The following is a 22,513-nucleotide window of genomic DNA, read 5'->3' as shown; positions in this document are numbered from 1 at the left end:
GAGGGACATCCATGTCCATTCTCGACAAACATCATTACATCGAACGCAACGCGACCCTGCTCCTGGTCGGCTCGCTGCTCGTCGTCTCGATCGGCGGCATCGTGGAAATCGCACCGCTCTTCTACCTCGAAAACACCATCGAGAAGGTGGAAGGCATGCGGCCCTATTCCCCGCTCGAGCTTGCGGGGCGCGACATCTACATCCGCGAAGGCTGCTATGTCTGCCACAGCCAGATGATCCGCCCCTTCCGGGACGAGGTGGAACGCTACGGTCACTACAGCCTGGCGGCCGAGTCCATGTACGACCACCCGTTCCAGTGGGGGTCGAAGCGCACAGGCCCGGACCTCGCCCGCGTCGGCGACCGCTATTCCAACGAATGGCACGTCCAGCACCTGATCGAACCGCGCGACGTGGTGCCGGAATCGGTGATGCCGAGCTACGCCTTCCTCAAGGAGACGCCGCTCAAGATCACCGACGTTTCCATGGCGCTGAAGGCGAACCGCGCCGTCGGCGTCCCCTATTCGGAGGAGATGGTCGCGAGCGCCAAGGCGGATCTTTCGGCCCAGGCCGATCCGAATGCCGACACCTCCGGCCTGCTGGCCCGTTATCCCAAGGCCAAGGTCGGCGATTTCGACGGCAACGTCCAGAGCCTCACCGAGATGGATGCACTGGTCGCCTATTTGCAGATGCTCGGCACGCTGGTCGATTTCTCGACCTATGACGATGCCGCCGGTTACCGCTGAAGGAACAAGTCCATGGAATTCTACACGGCCATGCGCCACTTCGCCGATAGCTGGGGTCTGCTTGCCATGACCCTGTTCTTCCTCGGCGTTCTCGTCTTCACCTTGCGCCCCGGCGCGAAAGCCTCTGCAGACGAGGCCGCCCGGATCCCTCTGAAGGAGGATTGAACATGCCAGGAAAACATATGGCGGAAAAACCTATCGACCAGCTGAGCGGCGTTGAGACCACCGGCCACGAATGGGACGGCATCCGCGAACTCAACAACCCGCTGCCGCGCTGGTGGCTCTGGACGTTCTACGCCTGCATCCTGTGGGCAATCGGCTATGCGATCGCCTACCCGTCCATTCCCCTCCTGACCGACGCGACGAAGGGCCTGCTCGGATATTCGAGCCGCGCCGAGCTTACGGCCGATCTCGATGGCGCGAAGGTTGCCCAGGGTGGCATCCTCGAGAAGATCTCGACGTCTTCGCTGCAGGAGATTGTCGCCGATCCGCAGCTCAACCAGTTCGCAACGGCCGGCGGTGCTGCGGCCTTCCGCGTCAACTGCACCCCGTGCCACGGGACGGGCGCGACGGGCGGGCGGGGTTATCCCAACCTCAACGACGACGACTGGCTGTGGGGCGGCGATATCGATGCCCTCTACCAGACGATCGCCCATGGCGTCCGTGATCCCGCCGACGGCGACACCCGCATCTCCGAAATGCCGGCCTTCACGGAGATGCTGAAGCCAGACGAGGTGCGCCAGGTTTCGGCCTACGTGGTAAGCCTCACCGGAGCCGCGCGCGATCCGTCGATGGTCGAACCCGGAAAGCAGATCTTCGCCGACAACTGTGTCTCGTGTCACGGCGAGAAGGCCGAAGGCAACCGGGACCTCGGCGCGCCGAGCCTTGCCGACGCCATCTGGCTGAAGGCGCAAGGGGAGGTGGAAATCGCGGCCCAGATCCGCTCTCCGAAACATGGCGTCATGCCGGCCTGGGCAGGCCGCCTCGGCGACGTGGCGGTCAAGCAACTCGCCATCTACATCCACTCGCTCGGCGGCGGGGAATGATCAGTCTTCCGCCGACAGATACCGCAGTTCGATACCGGCCGGGGCGCGAATGCCCCGGTCATTTGTCAGGAAGACCTCGCATCAAAGCGCTTCGGCGGCCGCCACATGGATTGCATCGACCAGTTTCATGTTGGGCGGCGCCTTCGAACGACGCGATCGCGCGCTTCGCCCTGAGTTTGTAATCGGGTGTTCCATCTACAATGTAAATGAATATGTTCGCGTCGATATAGACCCGAGCAGTCGTTTGGCTCATTCGTCGCCACGCGCTTCTCTCAGCTCGCGAAGGATTTCTTCGCTTGAGAGATTAGAGGAATGACTGCCGGCCTTTTCAATCTCTCTGAGGAAGGCAAGATGGGATTCGAGTCTTTCCCGCTCCGCTAAAATTTCTACGAGACGTTCTTTCTGGGTCTTCAAAACCACCTCGGCACGCGAATGGTTGGTGTTGGTCGAAACGCTATCGATCATCGACAGCATCTCGTCATCCACTTCGATTTCCAGCTTGTGCAGGCCCATGGTCTTCTCCCGGTTGCGGAGGAGAATAGTGCATTTTGCACGTCCCCCGCCAGAATGTGCGGTCTGCTGCGCTCGCCCGGTTGACTTTGGTCAAGGAGGATTGCCCGCCCCGGTGCGAGAATATGGCCATAAAGGATTGGCCAATGAATCTCTACACAGCCCCGCACCCGGAACAGAACGGTTCGTCCGTCGAGCGGATCGATGTCCGGCCCGTGCATTCGCCGGGTGAGCCGAGCAAGCCGCTGTACGAAAGGCGGAAGAAGATCTTTCCCAAGCGTGCCGAAGGGCGTTTCCGCCGCTTCAAATGGCTGGTGATGCTGATAACCCTCGGCATCTACTACCTGACCCCCTGGATCCGCTGGGACCGCGGTCCCTTCGCGCCCGATCAGGCGGTGCTCGTCGATCTGGCGAGCCGCCGTTTCTATTTCTTCTTCATCGAGATCTGGCCGCAGGAATTCTTCTACGTCGCCGGGCTTTTGGTCATGGCGGGTTTCGGCCTTTTCCTCGTGACTTCGGCCGTCGGTCGCGCCTGGTGCGGTTATGCCTGTCCGCAGACGGTCTGGGTCGATCTTTTCCTGGTGGTCGAGCGCTTCATCGAGGGCGACCGCAATGCCCGCATCAAGCTCGACGCCGCGCCCTGGAGCCTCGACAAGCTCTGGAAGCGGGTCGCCAAACACGCCACATGGCTGGCGATCGCAGTCGCGACCGGCGGCGCCTGGATCTTCTATTTTGCCGATGCGCCCTCGCTGGCCTTCGATTTCGTCACGGGGCATGCAGCCGTGGTCGCCTACTCGACCGTCGCTTTCCTGACCGCCACGACCTACGTGCTCGGCGGGCTGCTGCGCGAACAGGTCTGCATCTACATGTGTCCGTGGCCGCGCATCCAGGCCGCCATGCTGGACGAGCGCTCGCTGGTCGTCACCTATAACGACTGGCGCGGCGAGCCGCGCAGCCGGCATGCCAAGAAGGCGGTGGCAGCGGGACAGCCGGTCGGCGATTGTGTCGACTGCAATGCCTGCGTGGCGGTCTGTCCCATGGGCATCGACATCCGCGAGGGGCAGCAGATGGCCTGCATCACCTGTGCGCTCTGCATCGATGCCTGCGACGGCGTGATGGACAAGATCGGCAAGCCGCGCGGTCTGATCGCCTATGCGACGCTCGACGAATACGAGACGAACATGGCGCTCGCCACGAGCGGCGGCACGACGGCGATCGACCCGGCCGGGGTGCGCAACCCGGACGGTTCCTTCACCGACAAGGTCCGCCACTTCGACTGGAGGGTGATCTTCAGGCTCCGCACGCTGATCTATTTCGGCGTCTGGTCGGCGGTCGGTCTCGGTCTCGTCTTCTCGCTCCTGTCGCGCGACCGGCTGGAGGTCAATGTGCTCCACGATCGCAACCCGCAATTCGTGCTGGAATCGGACGGCTCCATCCGCAATGGCTACACGATCCGGCTGCTCAACATGATCCCGGAGCCGCGCACCATCATGGTCTCGATGGAAGGCTTGCCCGAAGCCACGATGAAGATCGCCGGCGTCACTGATCTTCCGGGCCGTCTCTTCGCCGTGCAGGTGGAGCCCGACAAGACGCTTGCCCTGAAGGTCTTCGTGACCCTGCCCAAGGATGCCGTTTCCTCCGAGGCCGTCGATTTCCATTTCATCGCCGAGGACCGGTCGAGCCACGAGAAGGACAGCTATTCAGCGGTCTTCAATACGCCGGGAGCCAGAAAGTGAGCACGCCGAAAATGAACACGATCCCCGCAAAATCCTTTGTCTTCACCGGCTGGCACATGGTCGGCGTGTTGGTGCTCTTCTTCGGCACCATCATCTCGGTCAATTTCTACATGGCCTATAACGCGGTCACCAGCTGGAGCGGGCTGGTGGCGGAAAATACCTATGTCGCCAGCCAGCAGTTCAACGGCAAGGCGGCCGAGGCGCGGACGCTGACGGCCACGGGCGTCACCGGCCGCATCACCGTCACCGGTTCCGAGGTCCACTACGAGGTCTTCCACCCGAAGAACGGCCCGGTCGCAGCCGATACGCTGACGCTAAAGTTCAAGCGGCCGGTCGGCGAACATCAGGATTTCGAACTGGACCTCGTTCCCGTTGCCAAGGGGGTCTTCACGGCCACCCATGAAGTCCTGCCCGGCCACTGGATCGTCGATGCGAGCGCCATCCGTAACGGCAAGCGCATCCTGCATCAGGCCGAACGGATCGCTGTCTTGAGGAGGGCCGAATGAGTTGTTGCGCGCCAGGAACGGAAGGATATCTGGACCACCAGCTTCCGTCCTCGGAGGAGCTGACGCTGTCCAGCCGGGCGGTTGGCCCCGGCCTGCGCCAGACCGATCTCAGCGTTCCGCAGGTCCATTGTGGCACCTGCATCGCGACGATCGAAAAGGCGTTGAACGCGCTGCCCTCGGTGGAGCGGGCGCGGGTCAATCTTTCCACGAAGCGGGTTTCGATCGTCTGGCGGGAAAAGACCGGAGACGACGCCACGGATCCGGTCGGGCTGGTCAAGGCCATCGTCGATGCCACCGGTTACGATGCGCATCTTTTCTCGAATGCCGAGGAAGTCGGCGAAAAGCTTCAGCGCGACCTGATCCGCGCCGTCGCCCTCTGCGGTTTTGCGGCAGCCAACATCATGCTGCTTTCGGTCTCGGTCTGGTCGGGCGCCGATGCCTCGACGCGTGATATGTTCCATTGGATTTCAGCACTGATCGCCGCGCCGGCGCTGATCTATGGCGGCCGTTTCTTCTATCAGTCAGCCTGGAACGCACTGCGCCGCCGCCGCACCAACATGGACGTGCCGATCGCGCTCGCTATCACGCTTTCCTATGCGGTGTCGCTCTGGGAAACCATGCATCACGGCGAACACGCCTGGTTCGATGCGACCGTCTCGCTGCTATTCTTCCTGCTGATCGGCCGCACGCTGGACCATATCATGCGCGACCGCGCCCGCGCCGCGATCAGCGGCCTTGCGCGCCTGTCGCCCCGCGGCGCCACGGTTATCGGTGTGGACGGCTCGCGCGAATACCGCCCGGTGGACGAAATTCGGCCGGGTGACCGGGTGGCTATTGCCGCAGGCGAGCGCGTGCCGGTCGACGGCTTCGTCGAAAGTGGCGCAAGCGATATCGACGTCTCGATCGTCAACGGCGAAAGCGCGCCAAGGCCGGTCAGGGTCGGCGATATGATACAGGCCGGGACGCTCAGCCTCACCGGCTCGCTGATGCTGAAGGCGACGGCTGCCGCCAAGGACTCCTTTCTCTCCGAAGTCATTTCGCTGATGGAGGCGGCTGAGGGGGGCCGGGCGCGGTATCGCCGGATCGCCGATCGCGCCGCGCAATATTACTCCCCCGCTGTCCATCTTCTGGCGCTCGCCGCCTTTCTCTTCTGGGGTTTCATCGGCGGCGACTGGAAACAGGCGATGCTGATCGCCATCGCCGTCCTGATCATCACCTGCCCCTGCGCGCTCGGCCTCGCCGTGCCGGTGGTGCAGGTGGTGGCGGCCGGCCGCCTGTTCAGGAACGGCATCATGGTCAAGGACGGTTCGGCCATGGAGCGGCTTGCCGAAATCGACACCGTGCTTTTCGACAAGACCGGCACCCTGACCCTGGGCCGGCCCCGGTTGCTGGATATCGATCGGTTCGACAGGAAACAGCTCGCTTTGGCCGCCGGGCTCGCCGTCCACTCGCGCCACCCTCTCTCGCAGACGCTCGCGATGGCGGTATCCGGCCCGGTTGCGGTCTTCGAAACGGTCATCGAAATCCCCGGCAGAGGCCTGGAAGCGGTTACGCATGCAGGAGTGTATCGTCTCGGTAACCGACGCTTTGCCTTGTCGGTGCCGGATGACGGAAGCCCCGGCAATACCGTGACGGAAACGGTTCTCTCGCTCGACGCCAAGGAGATCGCCACCTTCCGCTTCGACGATTCGCTCCGTCCCGGTGCCCTGGCCGCGACGGCATCCCTTGCGGCCAGCGGTTTCGAAACGGGCATCCTGTCGGGCGATCGGCGGCGGGTGGTTGCCGATCTTGCCATCCGCCTCGGCCTCGAACACTGGCAGGCCGAACGTTCGCCGAAACAGAAGGCGGAGTTCTGCACGTCGTTGACGGCGAGCGGCCGCAAGGTGCTGATGGTTGGCGACGGCATCAATGACGCACCGGCGCTGGCCGCCGCCCATGTCTCTATTGCACCTGCGACGGCTGCGGATGTCGGCCGTCAGGCTGCCGACTTCGTCTTCATGCGCGACAGCCTCGAGGCGGTGCCGCTGGCGATCGATATTTCGCGACGCGCAGGCCGACTGATCCGCGAGAATTTCGCACTCGCCATCGGCTACAATGTCATTGCCGTGCCGATCGCGCTTGCCGGTTATGCGACGCCGCTGATTGCCGCGGTTGCCATGTCCACGTCGTCGATCATCGTCGTCGCCAACGCCCTGCGGCTCAGCGGATCGGGGAGCGCCGTCGAGGCGGAGGCGACAAGGAGCAACGGCACGGCCGCCGCTCCTCCCAGTGAGGCCCGCGTCGCATGAACATGCTGATCTATCTCATCCCGATCGCGCTTTTCCTCGGGGGGCTTGGCCTCTTCGCCTTTCTCTGGTCGTTGAAGAGCGGCCAGTACGACGACCTCGAAGGTGCGTCCTGGCGCGTGCTGCAGGACGATCCGCCGGAATAGCCGGCTGATTCCGGACAAACGCTGGCCCTGATGCGGACGCGGTCCACGCACCAGAGGCTGTCAAGATTTCCAGGAATGTCTCGGTTGATTGTCGAAAAAGGGCTGCAGATGCAGCCCTTTGAAACTTTGTTCAGTCCAGCAGCTCGCGAAGCCGCACCGCGAGCTCTCTCGCGGTATAGGGCTTCTTGAGCCAGCTACCGGATTGGGCCAGTTCGCGCCCGGCGATGGCCGGTTCGGCATAGCCGGAGGTGAACAGCACCTTCATGCCCGGCCGTCTCACGCGGACTTCGGCCGCCAGTTCGTCGCCGGTCATCCCGCCCGGCATCACGATGTCGGTGAAAAGAAGGTGGATGCCGTCGTGCTGGCCGAGCTGGTCCAGCGCTTCCTGGCCATTCGAAGCTTCAATAACGCCGTAACCCAGCTGCGTCAGCCGGGACACGGCGATGCGCCGGACCCGCGGATCGTCCTCGACGACGAGGATCTTTTCGGTGCCGCCGGGAATGGAGGCCTGCTTCGAAGCGGTCTCGGCAGCGATGGGATCCACCGCCTCCGTCTTGCGCGCCACCGGCAGAAAAATTCTGACGCTCGTGCCCTGTCCTGGCTCGCTGTAGAGCTGGATATGCCCGCCGGACTGTTTGGCGAACCCGTAGACCATGCTGAGGCCGAGCCCCGTTCCGGCGCCCAGGCCCTTGGTGGTAAAGAAAGGCTCGAAGGCCTTGTCCTTGACCTCGGGAGACATGCCGATACCCGTGTCGGTGACGGAAATCAGCACGAAGTCGCCGGTGCGGACATCGGGATACATCTGCGCATAGTCGACATCCAGCCTGACGCGGGAAATCTCGATCGACAGCTTGCCGCCGCGCGGCATCGCATCGCGCGCATTGAGCGCCAGGTTGAGAAGGGCGTTCTGAAGCTGCGACGCATCGACCAGCGCCTCATTGGAGACGCCGGTCACGGTGGTGCGAAGCTCGATCGTTTCGCCGAGCGTGCGCCTGAGAAGTTCCGAGAAGCCGGAGACGAGATTGCCGACATCCGCGAGCTTCGGGTTGAGCGGCTGGCGCCGTCCGAAGGCGAGCAGCTGGCCGGTGAGCTTGGCGCCATCTTCCGCAGCACCCTGCGCTTCATGCAGCAGTTCCAGCAGGCTCGCATCCGCGAGCTTGTTCTCGATCATCTCGAGATTGCCGCTGATGACCGTCAGAAGATTGTTGAAATCGTGCGCCAGGCCGCCGGTGAGCTGGCCGATCGCTTCCATCTTCTGGGCCTGGCGCAGCTCCTCTTCAATCTTGTGACGGCTGGTGAGGTCGCGGACGAAGCCGGTAAAGATGCGTTTTCCGTTGGTGACGGCCTCGCCGACCGAAAGCTCCATCGGAAACGTGCTTTTGTCCTTGCGCTGCCCGGTCACGACGCGGCCATAACCGATGATCCGGCGTTCGCCGGTATGGAGGTAGCGCGAGATATATCCGTCATGGGCGTCCCGGTCGGGCGATGGCATCAGCATCTTCACATTCTGTCCGCAGACCTCGTCGGACGAGTAGCCGAACAGCTGTTCTGCTGCGGCGCTGAAGGACGAGATGCAGCCGACCTCGTCGATGACGATCATCGATTCCGGAACGGTGTCCAGAATGGAGCGCAGATGCGCTTCGCGTTCGGCAAGATCGTTCTGCACCCTTTTCATCTCGGTGATGTCGTTGTTCGTTTGAATGATGATCGAAGGACCGTCGCTCGATGGATTGACGGCCACCCAGCGGGTCGCCACGACGACCGGATGACCGTGCTTGTGCCGATGGACGACCTCGCCTTGCCACGCATGATCAGTCTGGACACAGCGGCGGATCTCGTCGAGGGGCTCGGAAAACTGTGTCGCGAGAAGATCGTGAACGACCTTGCCGAGAGCCTCCTCCCGACGCCATCCGTAGAGCTGCTCGCAGCCGCTCGTCCAGCGGCTGATGATGCCGTCCACGCCGTGAACGATGAGATTGGCATCGTCGAGAAGGAGAGTGACGGCATCGAGTTGGCTTTCCGTCGTGGCTTCGGATCCTGTATTGCCGATCATGTCCATTCCGTTTAATGGCGCCGTCGCCCACCAAGAGCGATCAGGTCGCGCCGCATGTCTCCACAGTCATCGTCATCTCCGGCGAGTTGCGCAAGCATTCCCGGTCGTTCGATTCTTATGGAATGACGGGCGGCCGGGTCCAGAACATTCAGCACGCCCTTGCCGATAAGCCGGGTGATCGTACGCGAAACGGTCTCGATCGTCAGGCCGAGATAGTCGGCCATGTCCTGCCGGCTCATGGAGAGCTCGACGATCGGTTGCGCATTGCCTTCGGCCATCGCGCGCCTCAGATATTTCAGCAGGAAGGTGCAGATCCGTTCTTCCGCGCTCTTGCTCGACAACAGCACCATCTGGTCCTGGGCTGCGGCCATTTCGTCGCAGACGCGGGCAAAAACCTTCGGCCTCAGGCTTTCGGAATTGATGATTGCGGCCTCGAACTGGCGACGCGACAGCCGACGTACCTTCGCCGGGGTGATAGCCTCCGCGGTGTAGATATAGCTCTCGCGGAGCGAAACGCCGATGACGTCGCCGGCATGCAGAAAGCCGGTGATAACCCGCCGTCCGTCTGAAATGATCCGGAAAACCCGCAGTGTTCCCTCGATGACTTCGAAAATATGCTTGGCCTCGTCGCCCTCGAAGAAGAGGGGCTGGCCGGCCGCGAGAAATTCGACCGGCTGCTTTGCAAACAGCGAATGCAGGCAATCCGGTTCGTCGAGCGGTCTTGCTGCTGCGTTGAAGGTCTTCGCATAATCCGTGAGAAACATGAAACTGCCCCTATCCGTTTGGTTGAGGCAGTTGACCGAATCCCGGTAACGCGCGAATGCTAGTCCCGTGAAAGACGGTTCTAATTGGTAACAATCTGTAACACGCCGGTTCCCTGTTGATGTCATCCCCCGCAAGTTCCGCCAACATCCTCGTCGTCGACGACGATCCCCGAATCCGCCAGATGTTGACGCGGTATTTCGAGGGCGAAGGATATGCCGTCAGCGCGGTATCCGACGGGCAGGAAATGCGCGCTCAGCTGAAGAGACAGGAGGTCGACATCATCCTGCTCGATCTCTCGCTTCCCGGCGGCCAGGATGGCTTCGATCTGGCGCGGGAAATCCGGATGCAATCGGACGTTCCGATCATGATGCTGACCGGCCGCGACGACGTGGTCGACCGGATCATCGGCATCGAGATCGGCGCGGACGATTATATCGCAAAGCCGTTCCACCTGCGCGAAGTGCATGCCCGGCTGAAATCCATCCTTAGGCGGCGCCAGCCGGCTCAGCCGAAGCCCGAGGAAAACGAGGAGAAGATCGTCCGCTTCGAAGGATGGACGCTCAATCTTTCGAGGCGCCAGCTGCTGTCTGCCGACGATGGGGAAGTCGAACTGACGACGGGCGAATTCGACATGCTGGCGGCCTTCGTCCAGCATGCCGGCCGGGTGCTAACGCGCGATTTCCTGATGGACACCACGAGAGGGCGACAGCTCGATGCCTTCGACCGCACGATCGACGCCCAGATCGTCCGGCTGCGCCGCAAGATCGAGGCGGACGTCAAGCACCCCCAGCTCATCAAGGCTGTTCGCGGCGTCGGTTACATTTTCACCGGCAAGCTCGGCTGATCAGACGACGCACTGCCGGTCTGCAGCCGAAAGCCCGGAAAGGGCTCTTTTCCTGATATCGTCCGCGTCGGAGCCTCGCAGCGGAACCGGCCCCAAAGGCAAGCCATGCTCCGTCGGCCTGCCGACCGAAATCGGCAGCAGCTCGAGCCGTTCGCACGCGCCGTCATCGGCAAGCGTCAGCCGGATTGCGGCGCTGCGCCAGACATCCACACCCTTCTCGTCATAGGTCGCCGGCCGCCCGGTGTGGAAGACGAAGTTGCCGAGGCCGGCGATGATCGCCCGTCCGCGATGAAAGACGAGTGGCTGCATGACCGGCGCGCCGGTGCCGAGGATGAGGTCCGCGCCGTTGTCGATCAGGCCGCGACAGAGGTCCAGCAGCCAGTCGGGCGTTGTTTTCCAGTTCGAATCCCAGTGATGGCCGTGGATCGCCACGGCGACCAGGTCCCCTATCGCCTTTGCGGCGCCGATGCCGTCGACAAGCCGCTGCATGTCCTTCCCATCGGCAATCCAGCGTGCAGCGATCGAGTGACCGGCAACGACGGGCGTGCCGAAGAGGTCCAGCTCCGGGCGTTCGCCCACATCATAACCGACGGCGGCACGCGCCGCGCCGCGCTTGTCGTCACCGAGCGTCCCGACGATCCGCTTCAGCGTCTCGAATTCGGCGGTTGGCACGCTCACCGTCCGCTTCACCCGCAACGGGGCAATGCCGCCGCGCTCGGCCGAGGCGTAGTTGATGTCCGGTTGCGGCCCGAGATCGACGGAGAAGATCGCGAGCGATTTATAGGGTCCCGGCACGATCACCGGCGCGGCGGCTCGCTCGATATCCGATCCGCTACCGGCGAGCACCAGCCCGGCCGCCTCCACCGCGGCGCGGGTCGAAGCAATGCCCGGCGGGCCGAGATCGAAGGCGTGGTTGTTGGCATGCGTCACCGCGTGAAACCCCAGTTCCCGCACCGAGACGAGCGCTTCCGGTGAGGCCAGATGCAGCGTCTTCGTCTTGGTCGGCCAGGCGCCTGCGGTCTCGACCGTCGCCTCCAGGTTGCCGAAGGCGACATCCGCCTCCAGGAAATCCCGCACCTCGGCCTGTCCCTCGCCGCAGAGGTCGAGGGGGCCGTGGATCAGGATCTGGCCGGTAACGGCGACGGTAAGCATGGTTCAGTTCATTTCGCGATGGGCTTCAGCGCCACCATTGCCGCTCCGCCGACGATCGGCAGGCGGATGGCAGATGGCCGCGTACCATCGCAGAAAACCGTGTTGCGGGCCACTTGGCTTGTGCGTCCCCGGCCCTCCGGCGCATAGCTATTTGGATTTATATCGTACTTCGGGAAGTTGGACGATGAGATATCAACCCTGATGCGGTGACCCTTGGCGAACAGGTTGGCAGTCGCGAACGGCTCGATCGTTACCTTGAACACCTCTCCCTTGACGATCGGCTCCGGCTTTTCGAAGGAGTTGCGATAACGGCAGCGGATGATCCCGTCGGTGATGTTGAGCGCGTAACCGGTCGGATAGTCCTTGCTCGGCGGATAGACGTCGACGAGTTTCGCGGTGAAATCGGTGTCCGGCGCGTCGGATGAGACGTAGAGCTCGACCGTGATCGGCCCGACCACGGCGACATCCTCGGCGAGCGGTTCGGTCTCGAAGGAAAGCACGTCGGCACGCGCCGAAAGTGGCAGGCCCGGATGTTTGGAGCCGTAGAACTTCTCACCCTCGCGCTGGTCGAAACCGCCGCCCTCGAAGATCGGCTGGCCGCTGGTCAGCGAACCGCCAATGGTCGGGACCGGGTCCTTGGGATCGAAGTCGTAGGTGAAGGACGCGGCATCGTCCTTCGGCTTTTCGGTCGAAAGCGAGCCGTTTTCATGGATATAGTAGTTGCGGAATTCCGTCCCGGGCAGCGGCCAGTCACTCGCCTCGATCCAGTGTCCGCCGTGGTCCAGCCGGCCATCGGCATTGCGCGTGCCGGATCCGCCGCCCATCACGAAGGCACGGACCACCGGCTCCTGCGAAACCGTATTGTCCTTGCCCTTCAGCCAGTGGTCGAACCAGTTGCGGCGAAACGCGAGCCAGCTTTCCATGACGTTGCCGCCAAGCGGCGCGGCGGGGCCGAAGGAGGTATCGCCGGCGAGAGTCGTGTTGCGGTTGCCGTGCAGCCACGGCCCCATGATCAGCTGCAGCGGCCGGCTGTCCTTGGCCGAGAGGCCGCGATAGTTGTCGAGCGTCGATTTCACATAGGCATCGTACCAGCTCGACATCAGCACGATAGGCACTTCCGGAAAGGTCTCGTAGAACCCTTCCATATAAAGCCCGACGCGGCGCCAGCTTTCGTCGAACGTGCCGCTGCGCCACTGGTCGAGCAGGTAGTTCTCATATTCCGGCATCCAGCGCACCGGCGAGACGCCTTCGCTCCAGGGCATGACGTTGAACCAGGCGTGGATATCCTCCGCCTCGATCGCCGCGCGGGCCAGTTCATCGCCCTCGCCGATCGCCTGATTGTAGGCCCAGGTCGCCTGCTTCAGTTCAAAGGCACCGCCCTGGCGGATGCCGCATTGGTAGGCGTTCGAAAATCCGCCGGAATCCATCACCATGCAGGCCAGCCCCGGCGGGTTGAGGCAGGCGAGCGCGGCCTGCGTATGCGCCGCATAGGAAAGGCCCATCGTGCCGAACTGGCCGTTGGACCAGGCCTGTTCCACCAGCCAGCGGGCCGTATCGTAGCCGTCCGCGGCTTCGGAAATGTATTTGCTGAATTCGCCCTCGGAATTGTGGCGGCCACGGCAATCCTGGTAGATCACGGCATATCCCGCCCGGACGAAATAGCTAGCCACCTCATTGCGCTTCATCGGCTCCGCCATGCCCACTTCGATCTCGGAACGCGAGCGTTCCGCCTTGCCGTAGGGCGTGCGTTCCATGATTGCCGGCAGCCGGCCTTCGATCACCTTGCCGTCCTTGGCCGGCCGGTAGACGTCGGTTGCGAGCTTGATGCCGTCCCGCATCGTCACCATCACATCGCGTTCGACGATCACATCGTCGGCAATCACCTCGAAGCGCGATGGCGTCAGGGTATCCATGTCCATGTCCTCAAAATTGGCAAATCAATGCCCGGGCCGGCCCCACCACACGTCAGGCCGGCCCGGGATGTTGCGGCCCCGGAATGAGGGCCGCAGCAAGACCCAAACTTACTTGGCGATGCCGGCAAGCGTCGCGCTGGTGTCTTCCGTCATGTTGGCGACGTAGGAGAGGTTCGCCTTGCCGGCCCAGTGGACCTTCTGCCAGTAGAGCGGGATGACCGGCACGTCGGCGAACACCATCTTGGTGGCCTTCTGCAGCAGTTCCACGCGCTTCTTGACGTCGAACTCGGCGGTTGCGGCGCGCATCGCCTCGTCGAAGGCCGGGTTCGAGTATTTTGTCCGGTTGAACGAACCGGTGCCGGCATCCTTGTTGACGGTCATCAGGAGGTTGCGAAGGCCGGTCGCAGACGTCGGCGTCGAGTTGCCGAGCGAGAAGATGAAGGCCGAGAATTCGCCGGCCCCGGCACCCTTGGTATAGACGTTATAGGGCTGGGCGACGACGCCGTTCACCTTTAGGCCGCCGCGGGCGAACATCTGGCCGAGCGCCTGCGCCACTTCCGAATCGCCCGGGAAGCGGTCGTTGGAGGTGTGGATGGTGATGCCGAAACCGTCCTTGTAGCCGGCATCCGCCAGCAGCTTCTTGGCGTTCTCGGCGTTCATGGCGGGCACCTTGATCGACGGATCATTGCCGGCGACACCGTTCGGCACCAGCTGGCCTGCCGCTTCCGCCGAACCGTCGAGAATGCGGTCGATGATCAGCTGGCGGTTGACGAGTTCGGACAGCGCCGTACGGACCTTGACGTCCTTCAGCGGGTTCTTGTCGAGCGGCTTGCCATCCTTGTCGGTGATAAAAGGCGTCTTGTCGCGGGCGCTGTCGAGCGCGAGGTAGATCATGCGGGCCGAGGCGATCGAGAAGACCTTGAGGCCGGAAATGCCCTGGAGGGTCTTGATGTCGCCCGGCGGCACGGCGTCGATCAGGTCGACGGCGCCGGAGCGAAGGGCAGCGACGCGCGACGCATCATTGGAGATGAACTTGATCGTGACGTTGTCGAAGTCCTGCTTCTTGCCCCAGAAGGCGTCGTTGCGGGTGAGGGCCAAGTTGTCGCCCGGCGTCCAGGACTTGAACTTGTAGGCACCGGTGCCGATCGCCGCCTTGCCGCTGTTGAAGTCTTCGATCGAAGCGCCCTGGGCGACCTTCTTCTCGACGATGTAAACGAAACCGACCTGCTCGATGAAATCGGGCGTCGGCTTCTTGGTCTTGAACTCGACCGTCAGGTTGTCGATCGCCTTCATGCTGTCGATCGCCGCGACGTTGCCGGAGAACGGCGCCGGGCTGTTCGGGATGTCCTTGGCGCGCGTGAGCGAGAAGATCACGTCCTCGGCCGTCAGCGGGTTGCCGTCGTGGAACTTGACGCCGTCGCGCAGCTTGATCTGCCAGGTCAGGGGATCGATATTGGTCCAGGAAACAGCGAGCGCCGGCTCGATATTGATCGCTGCGTCGGTCTGCACCAGGCGGTCGAAGACCTGCATGGCGATGTTCTGGTTGTTGCCGGTGCGCGAGAACTGCGGATCGATCGCCGACGGCTCGGTGGCGCTGCCGAGTATCAGGTCAGCGGCCTGAGCCGCGCTCAGGGCGATGACCGAGGCCGCAACCCCGGCCAGGAGAAATTTCATCGGTTTCATTATATCTGTTCCCTTCGTTTTTAGATGGCCGGTTCGGCCGTGGCATTTGTTGTCTGGTTGGCGGCAAGATCGTTCAGGTGGCAGGCACTGACATGACGACCAGCGACCTTGGCCGCGTTTTCCTTCAAGGCCGGCCGTTCCACGCGGCAACGGTCGAAGGCCATCGGACAGCGGGGATGGAAATGGCATCCCGGTGGTGGATGGAGCGGTGAGGGGATCTCGCCCTTGATCGGCGTGAACACCCGGCGGCGGTCACTGACCGACGGCAGTTCGCGGATCAGCGCCTGGGTATAGGGGTGTTTCGGATTGTCGAAGAGCTCGTCCGGCGTCGCGATTTCGACGACGCGGCCGAGATACATGACGACCACCCGGTCGCAGATATGTTTCACCACGCCGAGATCGTGGCTGATGAACAGATAGGTCAGCCCGAATTCCCGTTTCAGGTCCATGAACAGGTTGAGGATCTGCGCCTGGATCGACACATCGAGGGCGGCGACGGATTCGTCGCAGACGAGCAGCTTCGGCTTCACCGCCAGCGCCCGGGCAATGCCGATGCGCTGCCGCTGGCCGCCGGAGAACTGGTGCGGATAGCGGTCGAGATAAGTGGCATCGAGACCGACGCGCTCGGCGAGCGAAGCGACATAGTCGCGCATCTCGCGACCCTTGACGATGCCATGCACTTTGGGCGCTTCGCCGATCAGGTCGATCACCCGCTTGCGCGGATTGAGCGTCGACATCGGGTCCTGGAAGATCATCTGGGCGGAAAGCCGCATGGCGCGTTTGTCGTCGCCCTGCAGGGAGGTCAGTGGCTGGCCCTTCCAGCGCACCTCGCCGCCGCTCGCCGGCATGATGCCCGCCATCACCCGGCCGAGCGTCGATTTCCCGCAGCCGGATTCGCCGACCAGGCCGACCACCTCCCCCGGATAGACGGCGAGGTTGACCTCATCGACCGCATGCACGGTCTTTTCCTCAAGCCCGGCGCCGAACAGATTGGCGATCTTTTCCGCATAGTCGAGCTTGCGGGAAAACCGCCGGCTGACATCCACTGCTTCTACAAGTGGCACGGCTTCCACGATCGGGTTCGTCATGCGGCGCTCCAGAGATGGGGGTGGAAGCAGCGGAACTCGCGGCCGGCGGCGATCTCCAGCATCGGTTCGGTGGCGCAGAGATCGGTGGCGCGGGCGCAACGGTCGCGGAAGGCGCAGCCGGAGGGACGCGACAGCGGCGACGGCGCGAAACCGGGGATCGGCCGGAGCGGCTCTCCACGCGGCACGGCGGCGGGCACGGCGCTGAGCAGGCCGGACGTATAGGGATGGCGGGGCGCTGTCAGCACGCCGTCGACCTGGCCCGCCTCGACGATCCGGCCCGCATACATGACCATGATCCGGTCCGCGAGTGCGGCGACAACGCCGAGGTCGTGGCTGATCCAGATCAGCGCCATGCCGAATTCGGCAGCCAGCCGCTTGATCTCGAACAGGATCTGCGACTGGATCGTCACATCGAGCGCCGTCGTCGGTTCGTCGGCGATGATCAGGTCCGGCCGGTGCAGAAGCGCGATGGCGATCGCCACACGCTGGCGCATGCCACCGGAAAACTGGTGCGGATAGGAATCGAGCCGCTCTTCCGGCGAGGGAATGCCGACAAGGCCGAGCGCATCGCGCGACCGCGCACGGGCTTCTGCGCGCGAAACCCGGTCATGCGCCTGCACGGTCTCGATCATCTGGGTGGCGACCGAGAGAACCGGGTTCAGCGTCATCATCGGATCCTGGAAGATCATCGCGATGCGCTTGCCACGGATGGCCCGCATGGCTGTTGGGGACTTCGTCAGCAGGTCTTCGCCGTTGAACAGGATCTGGCCACTGACCACCCGGCCGGGCGGATCGACGAGGCCGAGGATCGAGAAGCCGGTGATCGACTTGCCGGAGCCGGATTCGCCGACCAGGCCGACGATCTCGCGCTCACCGACCGTGAAGCTCACGTCGTCGACGGCCTTCAGCACGCCGCGGCGGGTCATGAAATGGGTGGAAAGGTTTTTGACTTCGAGGACGGGTGTCATCGCGCTCACCTTTCACCCAGTCGGGGGTTGAGGACTTCGCGCAGCCGGTCGCCGACGATATTGATCGAGAAGACCAGCACGAGCAGCAGCACGCCCGGATAGACGCTGATCCAGTATTCGCCGGACATCAGAAGCTGGTAGCCGTTGGCGATCAGCAGCCCGAGCGACGGCTCGGTGATCGGCAGGCCGATGCCGAGGAAGGAAAGCGTCGCCTCGGCCGAAATGGCGTTCGCCACCTGCAGCATGCCGATGACGATCAGCGGCGGCAGACAGTTCGGCAGGATATGGCCAATGAGGATGCGCGGTGTGCCGATCCCGAGCGTCACCGCCGCCTCGACATAATCCTTGTTCTTTTCGACAAGCGCGGCGCTCCTGACGGCGCGGGCAAATGTCGCCCACTGCACCAGGATCAGCGCGAAGATCACCTTCCAGAGGCCTTGGCCGAGAAGCGCCAGCAGCATCAGCGCCACGAGAATGGTCGGAAAACCGAGCATCAGGTCGACGACCCGCATGATCAGCGTGTCGATACGCCCGCCGAAATAGGCGGCGATCAGCCCGAGCACTGTGCCGACCAGAAGCGCGACGATGCCGGAGAACACGCCGACCCCGAGGCTGGTGCGCAACCCATAGATCATCGCCGAGAACATGTCGCGGCCCTGGCCGTCGGTGCCGAGCCAGTAGTTCATGCCGTCCATGCTTTGTGAACCAGGCGGCAGCTTGGAATCGAGGATGTCGAGGACCGCGAGATCGAACGGGTTCTGGGGCGTGAGATAGGGCCCGATGACCGCGGCAAACAGCAGGATGATACAGACGACGGCGGCCACGACCGCCTTCGGGCTGCGGGAAATGCCGAAAACCAGCCGGCCAAGCAGCATGTCTTCGGCGAATAGGGCGCGGGCGTTCATTGGGCGCCTCCCAGCCGGACGCGCGGATCGACCAGCGAATAAAGCACATCGACCACGAAATTGATGAAGATGAACAGGCTGACGATGACCAGCAGGTAGGCGACCACGACCGGCCGGTCGAGCCGCATGATGCTGTCGATCAGCAGCTTGCCGATCCCCGGCCAGGCGAAGATCGTCTCGGTGACGACCGCAAAGGCCAGCATGCTGCCGAGTTCCAGGCCGATCACGGTGATCAGTGGGATCAGGATGTTCTTGAACACATGCACGAAGACGATGCGGCGCTCGGAAACGCCCTTGGCGCGGGCGAATTTCACGAAATCGAGCGGCATGGTCTCGCGCACGCCGGTGCGGGTCAGGCGGATCACCAGCGACAGCTTGAAGAGCGACAGATTGATCGCCGGCAGGATGAGGTGCGTCAGGCCGTCCAGCGTGAACAGGCTCGAACGGATGCCGAGGAACTCGCCCATCTGCCCGCGCCCGGTCGACGGCAGCCAGCCGAGCCAGACGGAAAAGATCATGATCAGCATCATGCCCTGCCAGAAGCTCGGCAGCGAGAAGCCGAAGATCGAGCCGGTCATGATCACTTCGTCGGTGGGGCTGTTCGGCTTCAGGCCGGACACGAGGCCGAGCGGAATGCCGAGCACCAGCGCGAAGACGAGGCCGGTCAGCGTCAGTTCCAGCGTCGCCGGCAGGCGTTCGAAGATGAGCGCGATGGAGGGGCGGTTGAAGACGAAGGAACGGCCGAGGTCGCCGTGGAGCGCGTTCCAGGCAAAGGTGAAGAACTGTTCCCAGAGCGGCTTGTCGAGGCCGAGCGAGGCGACCACCTGGGCGCGTTCCGCGGGGCTCGCATCCGGGGCGATCAGCATCTCGGCCGGATCGCCGATCGCATAGATGCCGATGAAGACGATCACCGCGGTCACGATCAGGACGGCGATGCTCTGCAGGAAGCGGCGGATGACGAAAACCGTCATAGCGTGCGCTCCCGCTTACCCTTTGTCCCGCAGGGACAGAGAATTTTCATGAAAGACGTTCCCTTTTTTCTCTTAGTTGACGCCGACGATAGCGAGCCGGGGAGGATGCGCAATATTATGCGCGAAACGCATGATCCTATGCGTTTTGTGTGCGGGAACCCTGTTCGATGTCTTCGCTTGTGTTCGCCGCCGCCTTCCGTAGGATCGCGGCATGAATTTCAAGCAGCTCGAAATCTTCAAGACGATCATGGATACCGGCTCGACCATGGCGGCCGCTGCCCAACTCGGCCTGTCGCAGTCGGCGATCAGCCGCCAGCTTGCCTCGCTGGAAGAAGAGATCGGCCGCGAGCTTTTCCTGCGCGACAAGGGCCGGCTGATCCCGCGGCCGGAAGCGCATTTGCTGGTCGACGAGGTGGATGACGTCGCCCAGAGCGTCGCCCGGTTGCGCGTCAAGGTCGGCGACGTCCGCTCGGGAGCTTTTGGGGAGGCGCTCATCCGTGTCGCCTTCCCGCACAGCCTGGCGACCACCATGCTGCCGCCGATCCTCGCCCGCTTCAAGGCCGATCATCCGCGGGTGACGGTTGAAATCCTCAGCGGCCCCTATGATGCGATCGAGCGGATGGTGCGCGGCCGGGTCGCCGATCTCGGCTTCGTCCGCCTGCCGCCGGAGGAACATTCCTTCGACACCCGCCCGCTCTTCACCAGCGGCACGACCTGCGTCATGCCTGCCGGCCATCCGCTGGCGGCCAAGCAGGCGATCGATGTCAACGATCTCGCCCGCAACGACCTGATCCTGCTCGGCCGGCAGCGCATCAACCGCAACGAGCTGGAACACGAGCTGCGCCGCATGGTGCCGAGCTACCGCTGCAGCCTCGAAGTCCATTCGGTCGAAACCGCCTGCGCCTGCGCGGCGCAAGGCCTTGGCATCGCCATCGTGCCGTCGCTGATCGCCGAATTCTTCCGCAGCGACGCGATCGCCATGCGGCCTTTCCTGCCGGACAAGGTGGCCGACTACGGTATCATCACCATGCCCGGCGCACCGCTCTCCTGGACGGCCGAAGCCTTCATCAACATCATCAAGACGAATTCCGACGAAACGGCGCTTTGATCGGCGCCATGAGCGTTCGAGCATTTTGCATTTTCCGGCTCGCGCTCTTATCAATTCGTATAGATGCGCGTTCCGCGGTTTCCCGTAGGCCCGCAAGACGCTAAGTAATGCCCAAGAGAATACCGGGAGCAAACATGCGAGCAGTTCTGGGAGAGGTCGAAAAACGACGGGCGGAGGCAAGGCTCGGCGGCGGCGAAAAGCGCATCGAGGCGCAGCATGCCAAGGGCAAGCTGACGGCGCGCGAGCGCATCGAGGTCCTGCTCGACGAGGGCTCCTTCGAGGAGTTCGACATGTATGTCACCCACCGGGCGGTCGATTTCGGCATGGCCGAACAGAAGGTCGCGGGCGACGGCGTCGTTACCGGCTGGGGCACGATCAACGGCCGCCAGGTCTACGTCTTTTCCCAGGACTTTACGGTTCTCGGCGGCTCGCTGTCGGAAACCCATGCCCAGAAAATCTGCAAGATCATGGACATGGCCGTGCGCGTCGGCGCGCCGGTGATCGGGCTGAACGATTCCGGCGGCGCGCGCATCCAGGAAGGCGTTGCCTCGCTCGCCGGCTACGCGGAAGTTTTTCGCCGCAATGCCGAAGCCTCCGGCGTCGTGCCGCAGATTTCTGTCATCATGGGGCCCTGCGCGGGCGGCGCGGTCTATTCGCCTGCCATGACCGACTTCATCTTCATGGTGCGCGATTCATCCTACATGTTCGTCACCGGCCCCGACGTGGTGAAGACCGTCACCAACGAGATCGTCACCGCCGAAGAGCTCGGCGGCGCGGGCACCCACACGAAAAAATCCTCGGTCGCCGATGCCGCCTTCGAGAACGATATCGAGGCGCTCGAAGCCGTCCGCCAGCTCTTCGACTTCCTGCCCTTGAACAACCGCGAAAAACCGCCGGTCCGCCCCTTCCACGACGATCCGGCCCGCATCGAAAACCGCCTCGACAGCCTGATCCCGGATAGCGCTGCAAAACCCTACGACATGAAGGAACTGATCCTCGCGATCGCCGACGAGGGCGATTTTTTCGAGATCCAGGAAGCCTATGCGAGGAACATCATCACCGGCTTCCTTCGCCTCGAAGGCCAGACGGTCGGCGTCGTCGCCAACCAGCCGATGGTGCTCGCCGGCTGCCTCGATATCGACAGTTCCCGAAAGGCGGCCCGTTTCGTGCGATTCTGCGATGCCTTCTCGATCCCGATCCTGACGCTGGTCGATGTGCCGGGCTTCCTGCCCGGCGTCGCGCAGGAATATGGCGGCGTCATCAAGCATGGCGCGAAACTACTCTTTGCCTATTCCGAGGCGACCGTTCCGATGGTGACGCTGATCACCCGCAAAGCCTATGGCGGCGCCTATGACGTCATGGCCTCGAAACATATCGGCGCCGATTTCAACTACGCCTGGCCGACCGCCGAGATCGCCGTCATGGGAGCCAAGGGAGCCACCGAAATCCTCTATCGCTCGGAACTCGGCGATGCGGACAAGATCGCCGCGCGCACCAAGGAATATGAAGAGCGTTTCGCCAATCCGTTTGTGGCAGCCGAACGCGGCTTCATCGACGAGGTGATCATGCCGCATTCGTCTCGCCGCCGTATCGCCCGCGCGTTCGCCTCGCTGCGCAACAAGCAGGTGACGACGCATTGGAAAAAACACGACACGATCCCGTTGTAATGCCCCCAACAGCGGCAGCAGCCATGAAATACCCGAGGAGACCATGATGCCCAAAATCCCCGAAATGACCAAACATCGTGGCTTTCCGTCGGGTTTAACTGGAACGCAGTGGCAGTTCACCATTCGCCGGGCGAATCCCAAGGTGACGGTGTTGGGACAATGGCCGCGCCATCTCAGCCGGGATCAGACGGTTGCTCTGGCCGATACCGCCTTCATGCATTCCCTTTGGCATTATTTTGGAGCGGAACCCTTTGAGCGCGGCAATCTCGATGGCGAGAGATTGTCGCGTTTGCTGGGGCGGGAGGTGATCCCGGCAGACCGCACGTTCGACCCCGCCTCCTACCAGGCGATGTTGCGTATCAACGAGAGCCTGGCGCGGAAAAACTTCCCCCAGGCTTTCGAAGACGTCCTGGAGGTCTGATGG

The 22,513-nt window shown here is 63.1% G+C and carries 21 protein-coding genes; 11 read left to right on the top strand and 10 right to left on the bottom strand.

The window, feature by feature from the left end; translation table 11 throughout:
• Window positions 1–11 precede the first annotated feature (11 nt).
• From ccoO to ccoP, 3 genes are read left to right on the top strand one after another with little or no spacing between them, the layout of a single operon-like run.
• Complete coding sequence (gene ccoO, locus PMI07_RS04745; RefSeq protein WP_007762701.1) at window positions 12–743, top strand: cytochrome-c oxidase, cbb3-type subunit II; 732 nt, start codon at window positions 12–14, stop codon at window positions 741–743.
• 12 nt (window positions 744–755) lie between these two features.
• Entirely contained in the window at window positions 756–908 is a 153-nt protein-coding gene (locus PMI07_RS04740; RefSeq protein WP_007762698.1) for a CcoQ/FixQ family Cbb3-type cytochrome c oxidase assembly chaperone, read from the top strand.
• Between the two features lie 17 nt (window positions 909–925).
• Entirely contained in the window at window positions 926–1,789 is an 864-nt protein-coding gene (gene ccoP, locus PMI07_RS04735; protein WP_037085215.1) for a cytochrome-c oxidase, cbb3-type subunit III, read from the top strand.
• 249 nt (window positions 1,790–2,038) lie between these two features.
• Here ccoP and PMI07_RS04730 read toward each other — a convergent pair whose 3' ends face one another.
• The gene (locus tag PMI07_RS04730; RefSeq protein WP_007762694.1) at window positions 2,039–2,302 is read right to left on the bottom strand and encodes a hypothetical protein; all 264 of its coding nucleotides are present in this window, start codon (window positions 2,300–2,302) and stop codon (window positions 2,039–2,041) included.
• Between the two features lie 143 nt (window positions 2,303–2,445).
• Between PMI07_RS04730 and ccoG the strand changes: the two genes are divergently transcribed.
• The 4 genes from ccoG to ccoS are packed head-to-tail and all read left to right on the top strand — an operon-like array spanning window position 2,446 to window position 6,972.
• On the top strand, window positions 2,446–4,035 hold the full coding sequence (gene ccoG, locus PMI07_RS04725; RefSeq protein WP_007762692.1) for a cytochrome c oxidase accessory protein CcoG: 1,590 nt from the start codon (window positions 2,446–2,448) through the stop codon (window positions 4,033–4,035).
• A gap of 11 nt (window positions 4,036–4,046) precedes the next feature.
• Window positions 4,047–4,541: a FixH family protein gene (locus tag PMI07_RS04720; protein ID WP_007762690.1), complete on the top strand. Its 495-nt coding sequence runs from the start codon at window positions 4,047–4,049 to the stop codon at window positions 4,539–4,541.
• Window positions 4,538–6,829 carry a cation-translocating P-type ATPase gene (locus tag PMI07_RS04715; protein ID WP_024163564.1) on the top strand — a complete coding sequence of 764 codons (2,292 nt, stop codon included), beginning with the start codon at window positions 4,538–4,540 and terminating at the stop codon, window positions 6,827–6,829. The genes PMI07_RS04720 and PMI07_RS04715 overlap by 4 nt, the downstream gene beginning before the upstream one ends.
• Window positions 6,826–6,972: a cbb3-type cytochrome oxidase assembly protein CcoS gene (ccoS, locus tag PMI07_RS04710; protein ID WP_007757373.1), complete on the top strand. Its 147-nt coding sequence runs from the start codon at window positions 6,826–6,828 to the stop codon at window positions 6,970–6,972. The genes PMI07_RS04715 and ccoS overlap by 4 nt, the downstream gene beginning before the upstream one ends.
• 130 nt (window positions 6,973–7,102) lie before the next feature.
• Here ccoS and PMI07_RS04705 read toward each other — a convergent pair whose 3' ends face one another.
• Both PMI07_RS04705 and PMI07_RS04700 read right to left on the bottom strand, forming a co-directional pair.
• A complete protein-coding gene (locus tag PMI07_RS04705; protein ID WP_024163563.1) occupies window positions 7,103–9,025 on the bottom strand; it encodes a PAS domain-containing sensor histidine kinase in 1,923 nt (640 codons plus the stop codon).
• A gap of 11 nt (window positions 9,026–9,036) precedes the next feature.
• Window positions 9,037–9,789 carry a cyclic nucleotide-binding domain-containing protein gene (locus PMI07_RS04700; protein ID WP_007774337.1) on the bottom strand — a complete coding sequence of 251 codons (753 nt, stop codon included), beginning with the start codon at window positions 9,787–9,789 and terminating at the stop codon, window positions 9,037–9,039.
• 119 nt (window positions 9,790–9,908) lie between these two features.
• On the opposite strand from PMI07_RS04700, the gene PMI07_RS04695 reads away from it, so the two are divergent.
• Window positions 9,909–10,634: a response regulator gene (locus PMI07_RS04695; RefSeq protein ID WP_007774336.1), complete on the top strand. Its 726-nt coding sequence runs from the start codon at window positions 9,909–9,911 to the stop codon at window positions 10,632–10,634.
• Here PMI07_RS04695 and PMI07_RS04690 read toward each other — a convergent pair whose 3' ends face one another.
• From PMI07_RS04690 to PMI07_RS04660, 7 genes are all read right to left on the bottom strand, one after another.
• Window positions 10,635–11,786: a CapA family protein gene (locus PMI07_RS04690; RefSeq protein ID WP_024163562.1), complete on the bottom strand. Its 1,152-nt coding sequence runs from the start codon at window positions 11,784–11,786 to the stop codon at window positions 10,635–10,637.
• Window positions 11,787–11,794: 8 nt separating this feature from the next.
• Window positions 11,795–13,699 carry a CocE/NonD family hydrolase gene (locus tag PMI07_RS04685; protein WP_024163561.1) on the bottom strand — a complete coding sequence of 635 codons (1,905 nt, stop codon included), beginning with the start codon at window positions 13,697–13,699 and terminating at the stop codon, window positions 11,795–11,797.
• A 108-nt stretch (window positions 13,700–13,807) separates the two neighbouring features.
• Entirely contained in the window at window positions 13,808–15,382 is a 1,575-nt protein-coding gene (locus PMI07_RS04680; protein WP_007764494.1) for an ABC transporter substrate-binding protein, read from the bottom strand.
• A gap of 20 nt (window positions 15,383–15,402) precedes the next feature.
• Window positions 15,403–16,470, bottom strand: a complete 1,068-nt coding sequence (locus PMI07_RS04675; protein WP_007764496.1) for an ABC transporter ATP-binding protein — start codon at window positions 16,468–16,470, stop codon at window positions 15,403–15,405.
• A complete protein-coding gene (locus PMI07_RS04670) occupies window positions 16,467–17,438 on the bottom strand; it encodes an ABC transporter ATP-binding protein (RefSeq protein ID WP_007764498.1) in 972 nt (323 codons plus the stop codon). The genes PMI07_RS04675 and PMI07_RS04670 overlap by 4 nt, the downstream gene beginning before the upstream one ends.
• Window positions 17,439–17,443: 5 nt before the next feature.
• Window positions 17,444–18,343, bottom strand: a complete 900-nt coding sequence (locus tag PMI07_RS04665; RefSeq protein ID WP_007764499.1) for an ABC transporter permease — start codon at window positions 18,341–18,343, stop codon at window positions 17,444–17,446.
• Window positions 18,340–19,314, bottom strand: a complete 975-nt coding sequence (locus PMI07_RS04660; RefSeq protein WP_007764500.1) for an ABC transporter permease — start codon at window positions 19,312–19,314, stop codon at window positions 18,340–18,342. The genes PMI07_RS04665 and PMI07_RS04660 overlap by 4 nt, the downstream gene beginning before the upstream one ends.
• Window positions 19,315–19,525: 211 nt before the next feature.
• On the opposite strand from PMI07_RS04660, the gene PMI07_RS04655 reads away from it, so the two are divergent.
• The 3 genes from PMI07_RS04655 to PMI07_RS04645 all read left to right on the top strand — a co-directional run bounded on the left by PMI07_RS04655 (window position 19,526) and on the right by PMI07_RS04645 (window position 22,510).
• The gene (locus tag PMI07_RS04655) at window positions 19,526–20,422 is read left to right on the top strand and encodes a LysR family transcriptional regulator (RefSeq protein WP_007764501.1); all 897 of its coding nucleotides are present in this window, start codon (window positions 19,526–19,528) and stop codon (window positions 20,420–20,422) included.
• 134 nt (window positions 20,423–20,556) lie between these two features.
• Window positions 20,557–22,089, top strand: coding sequence for an acyl-CoA carboxylase subunit beta (locus PMI07_RS04650; protein ID WP_007764502.1), 1,533 nt, complete (start codon window positions 20,557–20,559; stop codon window positions 22,087–22,089).
• 46 nt (window positions 22,090–22,135) lie between these two features.
• On the top strand, window positions 22,136–22,510 hold the full coding sequence (locus PMI07_RS04645) for a hypothetical protein (protein WP_007764505.1): 375 nt from the start codon (window positions 22,136–22,138) through the stop codon (window positions 22,508–22,510).
• Window positions 22,511–22,513 lie beyond the last annotated feature (3 nt).

The sequence above is a fragment of the Rhizobium sp. CF080 genome, from assembly GCF_000282095.2.
Lineage (GTDB): Bacteria > Pseudomonadota > Alphaproteobacteria > Rhizobiales > Rhizobiaceae > Neorhizobium.
Note: the sequence above shows the minus strand (reverse complement) of the source record. Positions and strands in the feature narration are given on the sequence as shown.